General features: G+C 66.3%; 13 protein-coding genes. 4 read left to right on the forward strand and 9 right to left on the reverse strand.

Translation table 11 applies throughout. From position 1 onward, the window contains the following. Position 1: 1 nt before the first annotated feature. The 5 genes from G3572_RS12475 to G3572_RS12495 form a co-directional block, all read right to left on the reverse strand. Positions 2–541 (reverse strand): rod shape-determining protein MreD, encoded by a 540-nt coding sequence (locus G3572_RS12475; protein ID WP_164612262.1) that lies wholly within the window; start codon positions 539–541, stop codon positions 2–4. After that, on the reverse strand, positions 534–1,517 hold the full coding sequence (gene mreC / locus G3572_RS12480; protein ID WP_164612264.1) for a rod shape-determining protein MreC: 984 nt from the start codon (positions 1,515–1,517) through the stop codon (positions 534–536). Before mreC ends, G3572_RS12475 begins: the two co-directional genes overlap by 8 nt. Before the next feature lie 74 nt (positions 1,518–1,591). Then, positions 1,592–2,629 (reverse strand): rod shape-determining protein, encoded by a 1,038-nt coding sequence (locus G3572_RS12485; protein WP_164612266.1) that lies wholly within the window; start codon positions 2,627–2,629, stop codon positions 1,592–1,594. A gap of 285 nt (positions 2,630–2,914) precedes the next feature. Continuing rightward, positions 2,915–3,628 carry an SGNH/GDSL hydrolase family protein gene (locus G3572_RS12490; RefSeq protein ID WP_164612267.1) on the reverse strand — a complete coding sequence of 238 codons (714 nt, stop codon included), beginning with the start codon at positions 3,626–3,628 and terminating at the stop codon, positions 2,915–2,917. Positions 3,629–3,808: 180 nt separating this feature from the next. Further along, on the reverse strand, positions 3,809–5,386 hold the full coding sequence (locus G3572_RS12495; protein ID WP_164612269.1) for a 2-isopropylmalate synthase: 1,578 nt from the start codon (positions 5,384–5,386) through the stop codon (positions 3,809–3,811). 571 nt (positions 5,387–5,957) lie between these two features. On the opposite strand from G3572_RS12495, the gene G3572_RS12500 reads away from it, so the two are divergent. Both G3572_RS12500 and G3572_RS12505 read left to right on the forward strand, forming a co-directional pair. Further along, positions 5,958–6,620: an SDR family NAD(P)-dependent oxidoreductase gene (locus G3572_RS12500; protein ID WP_164612561.1), complete on the forward strand. Its 663-nt coding sequence runs from the start codon at positions 5,958–5,960 to the stop codon at positions 6,618–6,620. Then, positions 6,617–8,143, forward strand: coding sequence for a cryptochrome/photolyase family protein (locus tag G3572_RS12505; protein WP_164612272.1), 1,527 nt, complete (start codon positions 6,617–6,619; stop codon positions 8,141–8,143). Before G3572_RS12500 ends, G3572_RS12505 begins: the two co-directional genes overlap by 4 nt. Positions 8,144–8,466: 323 nt before the next feature. Here G3572_RS12505 and G3572_RS12510 read toward each other — a convergent pair whose 3' ends face one another. Continuing rightward, positions 8,467–9,942, reverse strand: a complete 1,476-nt coding sequence (locus tag G3572_RS12510) for an MORN repeat-containing protein (RefSeq protein WP_435530976.1) — start codon at positions 9,940–9,942, stop codon at positions 8,467–8,469. Between the two features lie 143 nt (positions 9,943–10,085). Between G3572_RS12510 and G3572_RS12515 the strand changes: the two genes are divergently transcribed. Continuing rightward, positions 10,086–11,747 (forward strand): NAD+ synthase, encoded by a 1,662-nt coding sequence (locus G3572_RS12515; protein WP_164612274.1) that lies wholly within the window; start codon positions 10,086–10,088, stop codon positions 11,745–11,747. A 2-nt stretch (positions 11,748–11,749) separates the two neighbouring features. Here the strand turns inward: G3572_RS12515 and G3572_RS12520 are convergent, their stop codons facing one another. Next, a complete protein-coding gene (locus G3572_RS12520; RefSeq protein ID WP_164612277.1) occupies positions 11,750–12,694 on the reverse strand; it encodes a 1-phosphofructokinase family hexose kinase in 945 nt (314 codons plus the stop codon). 190 nt (positions 12,695–12,884) lie between these two features. Here G3572_RS12520 and wrbA point away from each other — a divergent pair, with 190 nt between their 5' ends. Then, entirely contained in the window at positions 12,885–13,478 is a 594-nt protein-coding gene (gene wrbA, locus G3572_RS12525) for an NAD(P)H:quinone oxidoreductase (RefSeq protein WP_164612279.1), read from the forward strand. Between the two features lie 117 nt (positions 13,479–13,595). Here wrbA and G3572_RS12530 read toward each other — a convergent pair whose 3' ends face one another. Together G3572_RS12530 and G3572_RS12535 are read right to left on the reverse strand one after the other, a co-directional pair. Continuing rightward, positions 13,596–14,528: an MBL fold metallo-hydrolase gene (locus G3572_RS12530; RefSeq protein ID WP_164612280.1), complete on the reverse strand. Its 933-nt coding sequence runs from the start codon at positions 14,526–14,528 to the stop codon at positions 13,596–13,598. Positions 14,529–14,646: 118 nt separating this feature from the next. After that, positions 14,647–15,057 (reverse strand): metallopeptidase family protein, encoded by a 411-nt coding sequence (locus G3572_RS12535; RefSeq protein ID WP_164612282.1) that lies wholly within the window; start codon positions 15,055–15,057, stop codon positions 14,647–14,649. Positions 15,058–15,132: the final 75 nt, after the last annotated feature.

The raw sequence follows: 15,132 nt of genomic DNA on the forward strand, positions 1-15,132 counted from the left end.
CTCACAACCTACGTCCGTAATTGTCGACTTCGCCCGTGGCGGGCTTGCGCAGATCAAAGGCCAGACGGCTGGCCCCCACCACCACAGGGTAACACAGGATCGACCACAAAACCTGCATCATGGCAAAGCCGAATGCCGGTTGCGGCAGGAACGATAGCGTGAACGCCAGCCGGTACGCCAGAAGACAGGCGATCATCAGCCCCGCCACCATGAACCATTCCGCCACCAGCGTCAGTTCCCGCGTCAGCGCCACCCGGTTGCGCACGAATTCCACCGCGACCACCACCAGCGCCGTCCACAGTCCGGGCGGGCGCAGCAGGATCATGTCCTCCAGCAGCAGCACGCCCGCCAGCAGCCAGACCGGCAGGTAATCGGGCCGCCGCGTTGCCCATGCGAAAATCAGGCACAGCAAGAGGTCGGGGCCGGGCCAATCCCCCGCCTCTGACCCCAGCGGCAAGAGCCGCAGATACAAAAGCAGAAGCGCGATCGCCACGAACAGCCCGCGATAGAACCAGACGCTGGAGCGAAGCGCATCACCCACCATTGCCATCCGTTTCGGTGCTTGCATCGGCGGCGGGTTCTGCCTCGGGCTGGGTGCCGCGTGCGGGCATCGCTTCGGTGTTCAGCGCGCCACTGGTGTCGGGCCCGTCGGGCAGCAAGGGCGGCGCGACCAAGGCCCCCGCGTCGGTGATGGGGGCAAGCTGATGGCTGCGCAGCACGCGCAGGAATTCCAGCCGCTGGTAATCGGCGCTCAGGCTGACTCGCAGGCGGCGGTCATTGCCCATCACGACCTGCCCCACCAGCAGCCCCGCCGGAAACATGCCGCCATCGCCGGAACTGACCACGCGGTCACCGGGGCGCACCTCGTCGGTCTTTTCCAGAAACTCCAGCGGGGGCAGGGCGGTGTTGTCGCCCGACAGCAGGCCCTTCTGCCCCGAAGGCTGCACCGTGACCGGAATCCGGCTGTTGGTGTCGGTCAGCAGGATCACCCGCGCGGTGCGCTCGCCCACGCCGGAGATGCGCCCCACCAGACCGATCCCGTCCATCGTGGCCCAGCCATCGAGAATGCCATCACGCGCCCCCACGTTGATCAGCACCGATTGCCGGAACGGGCTGCCGCTGTCGGCCAGCACCTGCCCCGTCACATGGGTCAGCTTCGGGTCCAGCCGCACCTGATTGAGGTCGAGAAGCCGCGCGTTCTGCTGTTCGAGCTGCAGGGCCGCCTCGCGCCACGCCTTCATCTGCTGCAATTCGCGGCGCAGGTCCTGATTTTGCGCATGCAGGCTGGCATAGCTCTGGAACTGCTCGATCATGCCGGCGGCAGAGGTGACAGGGGCCATCGCCCATTCGAACGAGGGCACCACGCGGTCGATCAGCGCGGCGCGGAACCGCTCCACCCTCGGGCTGTCGATGCGCCAGAGCAGGAACAGCCCGAGCAGCGCCAGCACCAGAATTCCCACCAGCACCCGCCGCAGCGGGCGGGAAAACTCTTCAGGGTCTGTCCGCGTCTTTGCCATGCCGGTCTGCTATGCCCAATTCATACGCCCGGCCCCGCTGGGCCGCGTCCACCCGTCCGGTCACCAGAGCCGGATCAGCTGTCGTAATCAATCACATGCCGCAGCTGCTTTTCGTATTCCAGCGCCTTGCCGGTGCCGAGCGCCACACAATTGAGTGACTCGTTGGCCACCGAAATCGACAGCCCGGTCTGCTCGCGCAAGCTCAGGTCCAGATCGCCGAGCAGCGCGCCCCCGCCTGTCAGCATCACGCCACGGTCGACGATATCGGCGGCCAGATCGGGCGGGGTGGCTTCCAGCGCCTGCATCACCGCATCGCAGATCTGCTGCACGGGTTCGGCGAGGGCTTCGGCCACCTGTGCCTGATTGATCTCGGTCTCCTTCGGCACCCCGTTCAGCAGGTCGCGCCCGCGGATGGTCATGCTCGCCCCGCGCCCGTCATCGGGCATGCGCGCGGTGCCGATGCTGGTCTTGATCCGCTCGGCCGTGGATTCCCCGATCAGCAGGTTCTGATGGCGGCGCAGGTAGTTGATGATCGCCTCATCCATCCGGTCACCGCCCACCCGCACCGAGCGGGCGTAAACGATATCGCCCAGCGACAGCACGGCAACTTCGGTGGTGCCGCCGCCGATATCGACCACCATGTTGCCGGTGGGGTCGGTGATCGGCATGCCCGCACCGATGGCTGCCGCAATCGGTTCCGCAATCAGCCCCGCCCGCCGCGCCCCTGCCGACAGCACCGACTGCCGGATCGCGCGCTTTTCAACCGGCGTCGCGCCATGCGGCACGCAGACGATGATCTTGGGCTTCGAGAATGTCGTGCGCTTGTGAACCTTGCGGATGAAATGCTTGATCATCTCTTCCGCTGCCTCGAAGTCGGCAATCACCCCGTCGCGCATCGGGCGGATCGCCTCGATGCTGCCCGGCGTGCGGCCCAGCATCAGCTTGGCATCCTCGCCCACCGCCAGCACCTGCTTCTTGCCGTCCTTGCTGTGATAGGCCACCACCGAAGGCTCGTTCAGCACGATCCCTTTGCCACGGATATAGACCAGCGTATTCGCCGTGCCGAGGTCGATCGCCATATCCGAGGAAAACAGACCCGAGAGTATCGACATGCCTTTGGTGTCCTTTTGCAACGTCACAAGCCCCGCGACTCGCAAAGCAAGGGGGGGCGCGTCCATATAAGGCTCAGGGTCAATGGACGAAAGGGCAAAGGCTCGCGCGGGCGTCAATCCGCTGTGACCCGCAGGCGCTTGTCATTTTGCAATCACCGCGTTGCCTAGGCCGCGCGCAGCACCGCGGCGGATTGCAACTTTGCAACGCGGGCGGGCCGGCTGCCGTGACGACATCACGCGGTTGCGCAGGGCGCATGCGGCCCGCCGATGCGCCAAGGCGACGAATCAGCGGCGCGACCGGCGCTTGGTCTCCGGTCGGTCCTTCGATTTCATCACCGCCGCCAGCCGCGCACCGATGCCCTGACTGCCCTTCACCGAGGGGTGAATCCGGTCCGGTCCGTGATAGCTAGTGTCACGATAGGGCACCAGATCGGCCATCGGCACGAAGGTTACTCCGGCGTCGAACCCCGCCATCAGCGCCAGACGGCGGTCAAGTTCGTTCCCTGCCGGACCGCAATGCTTGATCGGCGTTCCCATGCCCGGATTGCGCAGATAGCCCGCATAGACCACCCGCGCCCCGCTCGCGCGGATGCGCGCCACATGCGCCGGAATGGTGCCGGACCGCCCGTCCGCCGAAACCAGCCGGTTGAGCACGCCCTGACACAGGCTGCAGCCGCAGCCCAGAAGCAGGTCATTGCCGCCCCCGTTCATCACCACCCAGTCCCAGTCGCCCTCGCGGTATTGCGATTCAAGCCGCATCCCGGCAGCGCCCGTCAGGGGCAAGGGGTGGAAATAGCGCGCGCCGAACACAGACCTGTCCAGCACCTCCTGCCCAAGCTCGGCCTCCAGCACATCGGCCACCGCCCGGTTGCTGGCGCGATTGGTCGCGAACATCGAATCGCCCAGCAGCAGGATGCGCGCCGCGCTGCCCTGCGCGACAGGTTCGCCGCAGCCAAACAGCGCCGCCAGCGCCACCAGCATCAATGTGATCCGAATCATGCTCTGCTCGTTCCCGTCGTCCGAAGGGCAGACTGATCACGCAACAAGGGCGAGACGGTGGCGAGCCTTGGTCATCCCTATGGCCTGCACCTTGTTCAAACACTCCTCTTTGCGCCGCCCGCTGCGCGCGCCGGCCCCGCAGGCATACAGGGCCGACACTCGGGGGCCAGCCGCTGCGTCTCACTTGCCGTGATAGCTCACCGTCTTGGTGTCGGTGCCCGGCGCGGTCTTCTGCCGCCGCACGATCAGCTTGTTCAGCGCGTTGATATAGGCGCGCGTCGAGGCTACGATGGTATCGGTATCGGCCGAGGCGCCGGTGACGATCCGGCCCTCCTCTTGCAGGCGCACCGAAACCGTGGCCTGTGCATCGGTGCCTTCGGTCACGGCATGCACCTGATAGACCTCGAGCCGCGCCTTGTGCGGGAACAGCATCTTCACGCAGTTGAAGGCGGCATCCACCGGACCGTCGCCGGTGGCGTCGATATGGTGCTCCACCCCGTCGATCGACAGCACCATATCGGCCTCTTGCGGGCCTTCGGTGCCGCAGATCACCCGCAGCTTCTTCAATTGCAGGTATTCATGCGCGTCATTGGTCTGCTCGTCCGCGACCAATGCGATCAGGTCGTCGTCATAGACCTCCTTCTTGCGGTCGGCGAGCGCCTTGAACCGCACGAAGACGTCGTTCAACTGGTTGTCGGCCAGCTCCACGCCCAGCTCTTTCAGCTTGGCGCGCAGGGCCGCGCGGCCCGAATGCTTGCCCATCGCGATGTTCTTCTGCACCAGCCCGATATCCTCGGGGCGCATGATCTCGAAGGTCTCGACATTCTTCAGCACGCCATCCTGATGGATGCCGCTTTCGTGCAGGAAGGCGTTCTTGCCCACGATGGCCTTGTTGAACTGCACCTGAAAGCCGGAAACGCTGGCGACGCGGCGCGACAGGTTCATGATCTTGGTGGTGTCGATGCCGGTGCGGAAGGGCATGATGTCATTGCGGACCTTCATCGCCATCACGACTTCTTCGAGCGCGGTGTTGCCCGCGCGCTCGCCCAGACCGTTGATCGTGCATTCGATCTGCCGCGCGCCCGCCTCGACCGCCGCGAGGGAGTTCGCCGTCGCCATGCCCAGGTCATTGTGGCAATGGGTGGCAAAGATGATGCTGTCTGCCCCCGGCACCCGCTCGAGCAGCATGCGGATCAGATCGGCACTTTCGCGCGGCGCGGTATAGCCCACGGTGTCGGGAATGTTGATGGTGGTCGCGCCCGCCTTGATGGCGATCTCCACCACGCGGCAGAGGTAATCATGTTCGGTCCGCGTCGCATCCATCGGCGACCATTGCACGTTGTCGCACAGGTTGCGCGCATGGGTCACCGTATCGTGGATGCGCTCGGCCATCTGGTCCATGTCGAGGTTCGGAATGGCGCGGTGCAGCGGGGAAGTGCCGATGAAGGTGTGGATGCGGGGGCTGGCCGCATGCTTCACCGCCTCCCAGCAGCGGTCGATATCCTTGTAATTGGCGCGGGCCAATCCGCAGATGGTGGAGTTTTTCGAGCGCTTCGCGATTTCGGTCACGGCGGCGAAGTCGCCTTCGGAGGCGATGGGAAAGCCCGCCTCGATGATATCCACCCCCATCTCGTCCAGGAGGCTGGCGATCTCCAGCTTTTCCTCATGGGTCATGGTGGCGCCGGGGCTTTGTTCGCCATCGCGCAAGGTGGTGTCGAAGATGAAAACGCGGTCCTGCGATGGGGTGGCAGCGGTCATGGGTCTGTATCCTTGATGTTCTGTGCTTGTCCTTGGCGGGCGCTGTTCACCTCCGAGCGGTCGCGCCCAAGGGCACGCTCAGAGGCAGCTAAGGAGAAGCAGACCACGGGAGGACGACAGGGCGGCGGCGGCCCCGTTGCAACATGCGATATGTGTGTCCCGTGTCATGCGCGCGACGATTATCCACGGCGGGACGAATGTAAAGGGGGAAATCTCGCCCCGGCTGCAGGCAAGGACAGGCTGGCCGTGCCGGAGGCGGGGGGCCGTCGCGGGCGGCATCGAGCCACCCGCGACGGCGTTGCCACGGCATGCCCCGCCCGGCGCGCGGGGTCTTGCGGGCGCAGCGCCGGAGGCAAGGGGCGGATGCCTCCGGCGGGAGTATTTGGCAAAGCAGCAAGGGCTGCGTGGCGGCCTGGAAGGCCGGGCGGCGGCCTGCGCCTTGTGGCAAGCGGTTGATTGTGCAGCGCGCGGGCGCGGGTGGCGGACGGCGGCCGGGGTTGATTGCGTTCGGGGTCGCCCTAGCTGGCCCGCGGCGGGACAGATGGGCAGTCAAGCAGGCAGGGGGGTGGCGATGCGGGCTTTGGTGGTGGGCGCGTCCGGCGGGATCGGGCAGGCGCTGGCAGCGCGGCTGGAGGCGCAGGGCGCGCAGGTCACCCGTCTGTCGCGCCGTGCCGACGGGCTCGACCTGACCGATGAGGCCAGCCTTCTGCGTGTTCTTGGCGGGCTCGAGGGCAGCTTCGAGCGCATTGTGGTTGCCACGGGGGCGCTGGAGCTGAACGGGGTTGCGCCCGAAAAGGCGCTGCGCAGCCTTGATCCGGCTGCGATGGCGGCGCAGTTCGCGCTGAACGCGACGGGGCCGGCGCTTGTGCTCAAGCATGCCGTGCGGTTGCTGCCGCGTGACCGCCCGTCGGTGTTTGCGGCGCTGTCGGCGCGGGTCGGCAGCATCGGCGACAACCGTCTGGGCGGCTGGCACAGCTATCGTGCGGCGAAGGCGGCGCTGAACCAGTTCATCCACACCGGCGCGATCGAGGTGGCGCGCAGCCACAGGCAGGCGGTGGTCGTTTGCCTGCATCCCGGCACGGTGGATACGCCCTTGACCCGCGCCTATGCGGGCGGGCATCCGGTGGTCAGCCCCGATCAGGCGGCGGGCAACCTTCTGGCGGTGATGGAGGTCCTGCGGCCCGAGCAGACGGGGGGCTTTTTCGATTGGCAGGGTAAGGAGATACCGTGGTGAGGCGGCTTGTCCTGATCCTTGGCGACCAGTTGAGCGCGGGGCTGAGCGCCTTGCGTGCCGCCGATCCCGCGCGCGATGTGGTGGTGATGGCCGAAGTCGAGGCCGAGGGGCGCTATGTGCCGCACCATCCGCAAAAGATCGCGCTGATCCTTTCTGCCATGCGCCACTTTGCCGAAGCGTTGCGCGCGGCGGGCTGGACGGTGGCCTACAGCCGGCTGGACGATGCGGACAACAGCCAGAGCATCACCGGAGAGCTTTTGCGCCGGGCCGAAGCCCTCGGCGCGGCGCAGGTGCTGGCGACCCGCCCGGGAGAGTGGCGCCTGATCACTGCGCTGGAAGATCTGCCCCTGCCGGTCACCCTGTTGCCGGATGACCGGTTTCTCTGCGCAGAGGCGGAGTTCGCCGCCTGGGCCGAGGGGCGCAAGCAGCTGCGGATGGAATGGTTCTACCGCGAGATGCGGCGCAAGACCGGTCTTTTGATGGAGGACGGGCAGCCTGCCGGCGGGCAGTGGAACTATGACCACGACAACCGCAAACCGGCAAAGCCGGATCTGTTCCGCCCGCGCCCGCCGCGCTTTGCCCCCGATGCCATCACGGAGGAGGTGCTGGCCCTGGTCGAGGCGCGCTTCTCCGGCCATTTTGGCCGACTGCACCCGTTCGGCTGGGCGGTGACGCGGGCGGATGCCCTGCGCGCGCTGGAATGGTTTATCGACTCTGCCCTGCCGCGCTTTGGCGACGAGCAGGATGCGATGCTGGCCGATGACCCGACGCTGAGCCATTCCCTGCTGTCGCCCTATCTCAACATCGGGCTGTTGTCGCCGCTGGAGGTCTGCACCGCAGCCGAGGCGGCCTATGCGGCGGGCAAGGCGCCTCTGAATGCGGTGGAAGGGTTCATCCGGCAGATCATCGGCTGGCGCGAGTTTGTCAGGGGCATCTACATGCTGCACGGGCCGGATTACGCGGGGCAGAATGCGCTGGGGGCCAGCCGCGCCTTGCCGCCGCTCTACTGGGGGGAAAAGACCGATATGGCATGCCTCGCCCATGCGGTCGGGCAGACCCGCGATCTGGCCTATGCCCATCATATCCAGCGGCTGATGGTGACAGGCAATTTCGCGCTTTTGGCGGGGATCAGCCCGCAGGCTTTGCACGAATGGTATCTGTCGGTCTATGTCGATGCCTTCGAATGGGTCGAGGCCCCGAACACCATCGGGATGAGCCAGTTTGCCGATGGCGGCGTGCTGGGGTCGAAGCCCTATGCCGCCTCGGGGGCCTATATCGACAGGCAATCCGATTATTGCGGGGGATGCCGTTACAAGGTCGCGCAGAAAACCGGGCCGGGGGCCTGCCCGTTCAATCTGCTCTACTGGGATTTCCTGCTGCGCCACCGTGCGCGCTTTGCCGGTAATCCGCGCATGGCCCAGATGTATCGCACCTGGGACAAGATGGATGAGGCGCGCAAGGCCGACACGTTGTCCGAGGCCGCCGTCTTTCTCCGGCGCCTCGATGCCGGAGAAAGGGTCTGACCCGGAGCGGGGGGCCGCTGCAGCGGGCATCGAGCCCCCTGCAGCGGCGTTGCCACGGAAGGTTCTGGCCGGCGGCCTGACGGGGCAGGCGTCGGGAAAGTCCCTTCGGCCGCCGTCATGCGCCGGTCACAGCGCACCGCGATAAGGGGGGGCGCGCCTTTTCCGGATACTCTCTTGCTTGCGCGGTCAGGGGCGTGTTTGCTTGCGCGGTCACGGGCGTGTCGTGTCCGGTTCCGAAGCGCCCTCTGCGGAGCCAAGGCGGCGGCACGCCGACGCAGGCGACCTGAAAGGCGTGCGCGCGCAGCGCGCTCCGCTTGTTTCGCTCAGGGCGTCGCGGGTGCCGGGCTGGCAGGCGTATCATCCTCGCCATCATCTGCCGGCTCTGGCTCCGGAGCGGGGGCAGGGCCCATCAGGATGCCGTTCTCCCAGATCCCCTCGGCGAACTGCCCGCTGGCATAGCGCAGCGTGCCCAGGCCCGCGCGGCGTCCCTTCACGAAGGCGCCCTCATAGACATCGCCATTGGGATAGGTCGCGATGCCGTTGCCTTCGATCTCTCCGCCAGCCCAGTCGCCGGTGTAGCGAAAGCCGTCCGGCCCCACGATCTCGCCCTTGCCGTGGCGCAGGCCGGCGAGGAAATCGCCCGTATAGACCGACCCGTCGGGATAGGTCGCCACGCCCTTTCCCTGCCGCTGGCCGCTGGCAAAGCTGCCCTCGTAGCTGTAGCCGTCCGCGAGCACCAGTTTGCCCTCGCCATCGGGCTGTGCGGCGCGGAAGCCGCCGGTATAGACCGCACCATTGGCATAGGTGGCGGTGCCGCTGCCTTCGATCACGCCTGCGGCCCATGTCCCCTCATAGCTGGACCCGTCGGCATAGGTGATCTTGCCCGTGCCATGCGCCTGGTCGTCGCGCACCTCGCCTTCATAGAGCGCGCCATCGGGAAAGCGGATGGACCCGGTGCCGGTCAGGCGGCCATCCACCCAGTCACCGTCGAGCACGGTGCCGTCCTTGGCGCGAAAGGTGCCTTTGCCGTTGCGCTTGTCGGCCATAAACTGGCCCTCGAAGACATCGCCGCCGGGATAGGTGGTCTTGCCCTGGCCCTGTCGCTGGCCCTCGGCAAAACCGCCCTCATAGGTATCGCCATTGGGCTGGGTCAATTTGCCGGTGCCGGTGATCTGCCCGTTCATCCAGTCACCCACATAGGTCAGACCGTCGGGCATGGTCAGCGTGCCCTTGCCCTGACGCTCGCCCGCGACAAGCCCGCCTTCATAGATCGCGCCATCGGCATAGGTGATCTTGCCGTTGCCTTCCTTCAGCCCCTCGGCCCAGCCGCCTTCGTAGCGGTAGCCGCCGGGGCCTTCCTGCACGCCTTGCCCGTGATGTTTGCCATCGACAAAGGCGCCGGTATAGACCGAGCCGTCAGGATAGCGCGCGACGCCCATCCCGGTCATCTTGCCATCGGTCCAGTCGCCCTCATAGCTGCCGCCATTGGCATAGGAGATCTTGCCACGCCCCTCGGGCTTTCCGGCGGCGAACTGGCCTTCGTAGACCGAGCCGTTGGGATAGCGCGCCACGCCCTGGCCAAGGATTTCGCCCTGCACCCAGTCGCCCGTATAGCTGTAGCCATTGGGCAGGGTGTAGGTGCCGGTGCCGTGCTGGCGCCCGTTCAGGAAGGTGCCTTCATAGAAAGAGCCGTCGTCATATTGCTTGGTGACGATCTCTCCTTGCTGCGCACGCACGCCCAAGGGCAGGGCAAGGCCCAGAACCACCACCCCCAGCATCACCTTCATCCCGTGCCGCATCTCGGTCCCCCTGCCGCAATCGCTGCCAGAGCCTAGCGGGGCGGTTCCCGACTGACAAGCATCGCCGCCGGAAGGCCGCAATCACTTTCCCTTGGCGGACAACCTGCTAGAACCACATCACCCTGCTCGCGAAAGGTGCCGCCATGGCCGATCTGTTCCGTCTCACTCTTGCCCAGTTGAACCCGACGGTCGGCGATCTGGCGGGCAATGCCGCCAAGGCGCGCACCGCATGGGAGGCGGGTCGCGCGGCGGGGGCGGACCTTGTGGCGCTGACCGAGATGTTCATCACCGGCTATCAGACGCAGGACCTGATCCTCAAGCCCGCGTTCCAAGACGCGGCCATCGCCGCGATCCATGACCTTGCCACCGCCTGCGCCGATGGCCCCGCGCTGGCCATCGGGGGGCCAGCGCTGCAGGAAGGGCGGCTGTTCAACGCCTATTACATCCTGCAGGGCGGACGGATCACGGCGACCGTGCTCAAGCACCATCTGCCCAATGACAGCCTGTTTGACGAAAAGCGCCTGTTCACCCCCGCCGATGTGCATGGCCCCTATACCATCAATGGCGTGCGCATCGGCTCGCCCATCTGCGAAGATGCATGGCACCCCGATGTGGTCGAGACGCTGGCCGAAACCGGGGCCGAGATACTGCTGGTGCCGAACGGCAGCCCCTATCACCGCGGCAAGCCCAACCTGCGGCTGAACCTGATGATCTCGCGCGTGGTCGAAAGCGGCCTGCCGCTGGTGTATCTGAACATGGTGGGCGGGCAGGACGATCAGGTGTTTGACGGCTCCAGCATGGTCTTGAACCCCGGCGGGCATCTGGCGGCGCAACTGCCGCAGTTTGACGAGCATGTGACGCAGATCACCTTTCGCCGCACGCCCGAGGGCTGGCGCGCCGATGCGGGCGAGATCGCGCCGATCCCGCCGATCGGCGAGGCGGATTACCGCGCCTGCGTGCTGTCGGTGGCCGATTACTTCGCCAAGACCGGTTTCAAGAAGGCCGTTCTGGGCCTGTCGGGGGGCATCGATTCGGCCATTGTGGCGGCGATCGCCGCCGATGCGCTGGGGCCGCAGAATGTGCGCTGCGTGATGCTGCCCTCGGAATTCACCTCGGCCCATTCGCTCGAGGATGCCGAGAAATGCGCCCGCGCGCTGGGCTGCCGTCTGGATACGGTGCCGATCAGCGCGGCGCAGGGCGCGGTGCTGGATACCCTCGCGCCGCTGTTTGCCGGAACCGAGGAAGGCATCACCGAGGAAAACATCCAGTCGCGCCTGCGCGGCGTGATGTTGATGGCGATTTCCAACAAGTTTGGCGAGATGCTGCTGACCACCGGCAACAAGTCGGAAATGGCGGTGGGCTATTGCACCATCTACGGCGACATGAACGGCGGCTATAACCCCGTGAAGGACATGTACAAAACCCGCATGTTCCTGACCGCCCGCTGGCGCAACGAGAATCACCGCCCCTGGATGAAGGGCCCGGCGGGAGAGGTGATCCCCGAGCGGATCATCACCAAACCCCCGTCAGCCGAATTGCGCGCCAACCAGACCGATCAGGACAGCCTGCCGCCCTATGAGGTGCTCGATGCCATCCTCGAAGGGCTGGTGGAGCGCGAGGCTTCGGTGGCGGAACTGGTGGGCGAAGGCTTCGACCGCGACACGGTGAAAAAGGTCGAACACCTGCTTTACATCGCGGAATACAAACGCTTCCAGTCGGCCCCCGGCACGCGGCTGACGCAAAAGGCGTTCTGGCTGGACCGCCGCTATCCCATAGCCAACCGCTTCCGCGACCAGAGCCGCTAGCGTCAGACCTCCCGCGCGCTGGCTTCGGGCATCAGGCGCATCACATCCTCGGCGCGGCACAGCATGGTGGCATCTGTCATCACCGCCGCCGCCGCTGCGGCTGATGCCATCGCCAGCGCCTGCGCGCTGTCCTGCCCGCGGGCAAGGCCCAGCACAAAGGCCGCAACAAAACTGTCGCCTGCGCCCACGGTCGATTTCACCTTGACCTTGGGCGCGGGTGAAAACAGCCGCCGGCCCGCCTCGGCCAGCACATTGCCTTCGGCCCCCCGCGCCACGATCACCCGCTGCGCGACGCCGCGCGCCACCAGTCCGGCGGCGAAATCAGCCGTCTGCGCAACTGTCTCCAGCTTGCGCCCTGCAAGCTCCTCGCCTTCCTCGCCATCCATCCGCAGCACCTGCAGGCCGGGAATCGGGGTCTTCACCGCCTCGAACAGGGCCGCCCCCGAGGTATCGAGCACCACGAGCGAGCCCTCCATGCTCGCCGCCAGCTGCGCGGGAAAATCGGCGGGCACACCCGGCGGCTGGCTGCCCGATATCACACTGTAGCCGCCGGGCCGCGCGGTGGCCGACAACAGCGTGAACACCCGCGCGCGCTCTGCCGCGCCCCAGACCGGGCCGGGCAGCATGAAGCGGAATTGCTTGCCCGAGGACTCTTCCGTCACCGTCAGGCTCTGCCGCGTCTCGCCGGGGCCAAGGATGGACAGGAAGGTGACACCTTCCGCCCGGATCAGCCCCGCCAGACGGTCGCCGGTCAGCCCGCCCAGCGCCACCAGCGCGAGCGAATCGCCGCCCAGCGCCTTGATCGCACGGCTGACATTCAGCCCGCCGCCGCCGGGGTCCAGATGCGGATCGGTGCAGCGCAGCTTGTGTCCGGGCAGGATATCGGGCACGGCGGTTGCCATATCCAGCGCGGGGTTCAGCGTCAGGGTCAGGATGGGGGCTTGCATGGCGGGGTCCTCTGGCTGTCGACCCCCATGTTAGCGCCCAAACTCCCGCAGGCAAAGCGCCCGCGTCACCCTGCGGCGGCGCAGGGGCATCGGTGCGTTTTCGCACGAAACCTGCGCATTATCTTGGAATTTCCCCAAGCTATGCGCAGCTCTAGCTTCCATCATGTCATTCACACCCCGGAGGGTTTCCATGTCTGTCAAAGTCGCGATCCTGTTCTACTCCACCTATGGCACCAACCATCAGATGGCCGAAATCGCCGCCGAGGCCGCCCGCGCTGCCGGCGCCGAGGTCAAGCTGCTGCGCATCGCCGAAACCGCCCCCGCCGAGGTGGTGAACGGCCAGGATGCGTGGAAAGCGCAGGTCGAAAAGGCCGCCGCCATTCCCGCCGCCACCCCGGAAGACATGGAATGGGCCGATGCCTATATCTTCTCGGCCCCCACCCGCTTCGGCGGCGCGCCAAGCCAGCTGCGCGCCTTCATCGACACGCTGGGCGGCCAGTGGTTCACGGGCAAGCTCGCCAACAAGGCCGTCAGCGCGATGACCTCGGCGCAGAACGCGCATGGCGGGCAAGAGGCGACGATTCTGGGCCTCTACACCACCTTCATGCATTGGGGCTCGGTCATCGTTGCCCCCGGCTACACCGATCAGGCGCTGTTCGCGACGGGCGGCAACCCCTATGGCTACAGCCATACCCAAGGGGCAGAGTTCGACGACAAGGCGAAGGCCTCGATCGGCCATCAGGCCCGCCGCACGGTGGAAATCGCCGCCAAGCTCAAGGGCTGATGTGCAAAAGGGGCGGGTGATCCCGCCCCCGACTGCACGCGCCCCGCTCTGGCACCCGAATCCGTCCGGTGCCGCGTTGTAGGGTGCGTGACCAAGGGTCACGCACCCTACGCAGGCTCAGCCGTTCAGCATCATCTGATAGCTCGTCGGCACATAGCGGAAACCGTCATCCATCGCCTCGACATAGCCGACGCCGGGGAAGGGCATGTGATAGCCGACAAAGGGCACGCGGTCAGCGGCCAGCATGCCGAACAGCGCGCGGCGGGTTGCGGCGGCGGCGGCCTTGTCCATGTCAAAGCGCACCTCCCAATCGGGCTTTTGCAGCGACCAGACGTAATGGTTGGCAGCGTCCGCCGTGATTGCCAGCCGCTGGCCCTCGCTTTCCAGCATATAGGCCATATGGCCGGGGCTGTGGCCGAAGGCGGCCATCGCGGTGATGCCGGACACCACCGCGCCGCCATCGTCCAGCATCGTGGTCTGCTCTGCCAGCGGGGCCACCTTGGTATCAAATCCTTCGTTGCCGGCTGTCATCCAGTGATTGTGCTCGACCGCGCCCGTCACATAGCGCGCATTGGGGAAGGTCACCCCGGCATCGCCCGCGATACCGCCGATATGGTCGCCATGCATATGCGTCAGCACCACCACATCCACCTGATCGGGCGTGTAGCCCGCAGCGGCCAGCGCGGCGACGATGCCCTCGGCGGCCAGCCCCGTGTCAAACAGCACGAGTTCGGAGCCGGTGTTCACCACGGTCGGGGTGAAGAAGTTCTGGCTGCGGTCGGCAGGGATGAAATTGGCCTCGGACAGCGCGGCAAATTCTTCGGGGCTGGCGTTCATGCCGAAGGTTTCCTGCGGATTGTCCATCGCGCGGCTGCCCCCGAGCAGGGTCGTCACCTCGAACCCGCCCAGCTTGAAGCGGTTGAAGCCGGGGGTCGCGGCACCCATCATCTCGGCGCTGGCATGGGCCATGCGCGGCATGAGTGCAGGCGCAAGGGGCAGGGCGGCGGCGGCAAACAGCGCCGAACGGCGGGTCAGTGCGGGCATCGTCATCGGTGTCCTCCTGTGGTTGAATGACGCAAGGGTAGCCCCGTCGCCTGCCGCCTCCAGTCACGGACCCGTCATCTGCTGTGCATTCGCGCGCAAAGATCTGTGCGCAAACCGTCGCCCGCTATTCCCACCACGGATCGACGCGGGCGATGTCCTCATCGCTCCAGCCGAAATGATGCGCCAGTTCATGCACCAGAACATGGGTCACCATGTCCTGCAAGGACACATCCCCCCGGTCCAGCCATTCATCCAGCATGGGGCGGCGGAACAGCCAGATGACATCGGGTTGCACCGGCTGGTCGCTGAAGGATTTCTCGGTGAGCGGAATCCCTTCGTAAAGCCCCGTCAGTTCGAACGGATCGTCGATGTCGAGCGATTGCAGGATCTCGTCCGGGGCAAAATCCTCGACCCGCAGGCGCACCTGCGTGGCGGCTGCGCGATAGGGGCCAGGCAGGCCCGCGATGGCGTCCTGCGCAAGCTGCTCGATCAGGGCAAGGTCGGGGGCGATGGCGCCGGGCGGGGTCTGGGTCATTGCCGCAATATAGGGGGCGGCGCAGGCTGGAAAAAGAGCCCCGCCGACACCGCCGTGCAAAGCCGCGCGGCGCAG

This window comes from Pseudotabrizicola algicola, assembly GCF_010915705.1.
Lineage (GTDB): Bacteria > Pseudomonadota > Alphaproteobacteria > Rhodobacterales > Rhodobacteraceae > Pseudotabrizicola > Pseudotabrizicola algicola.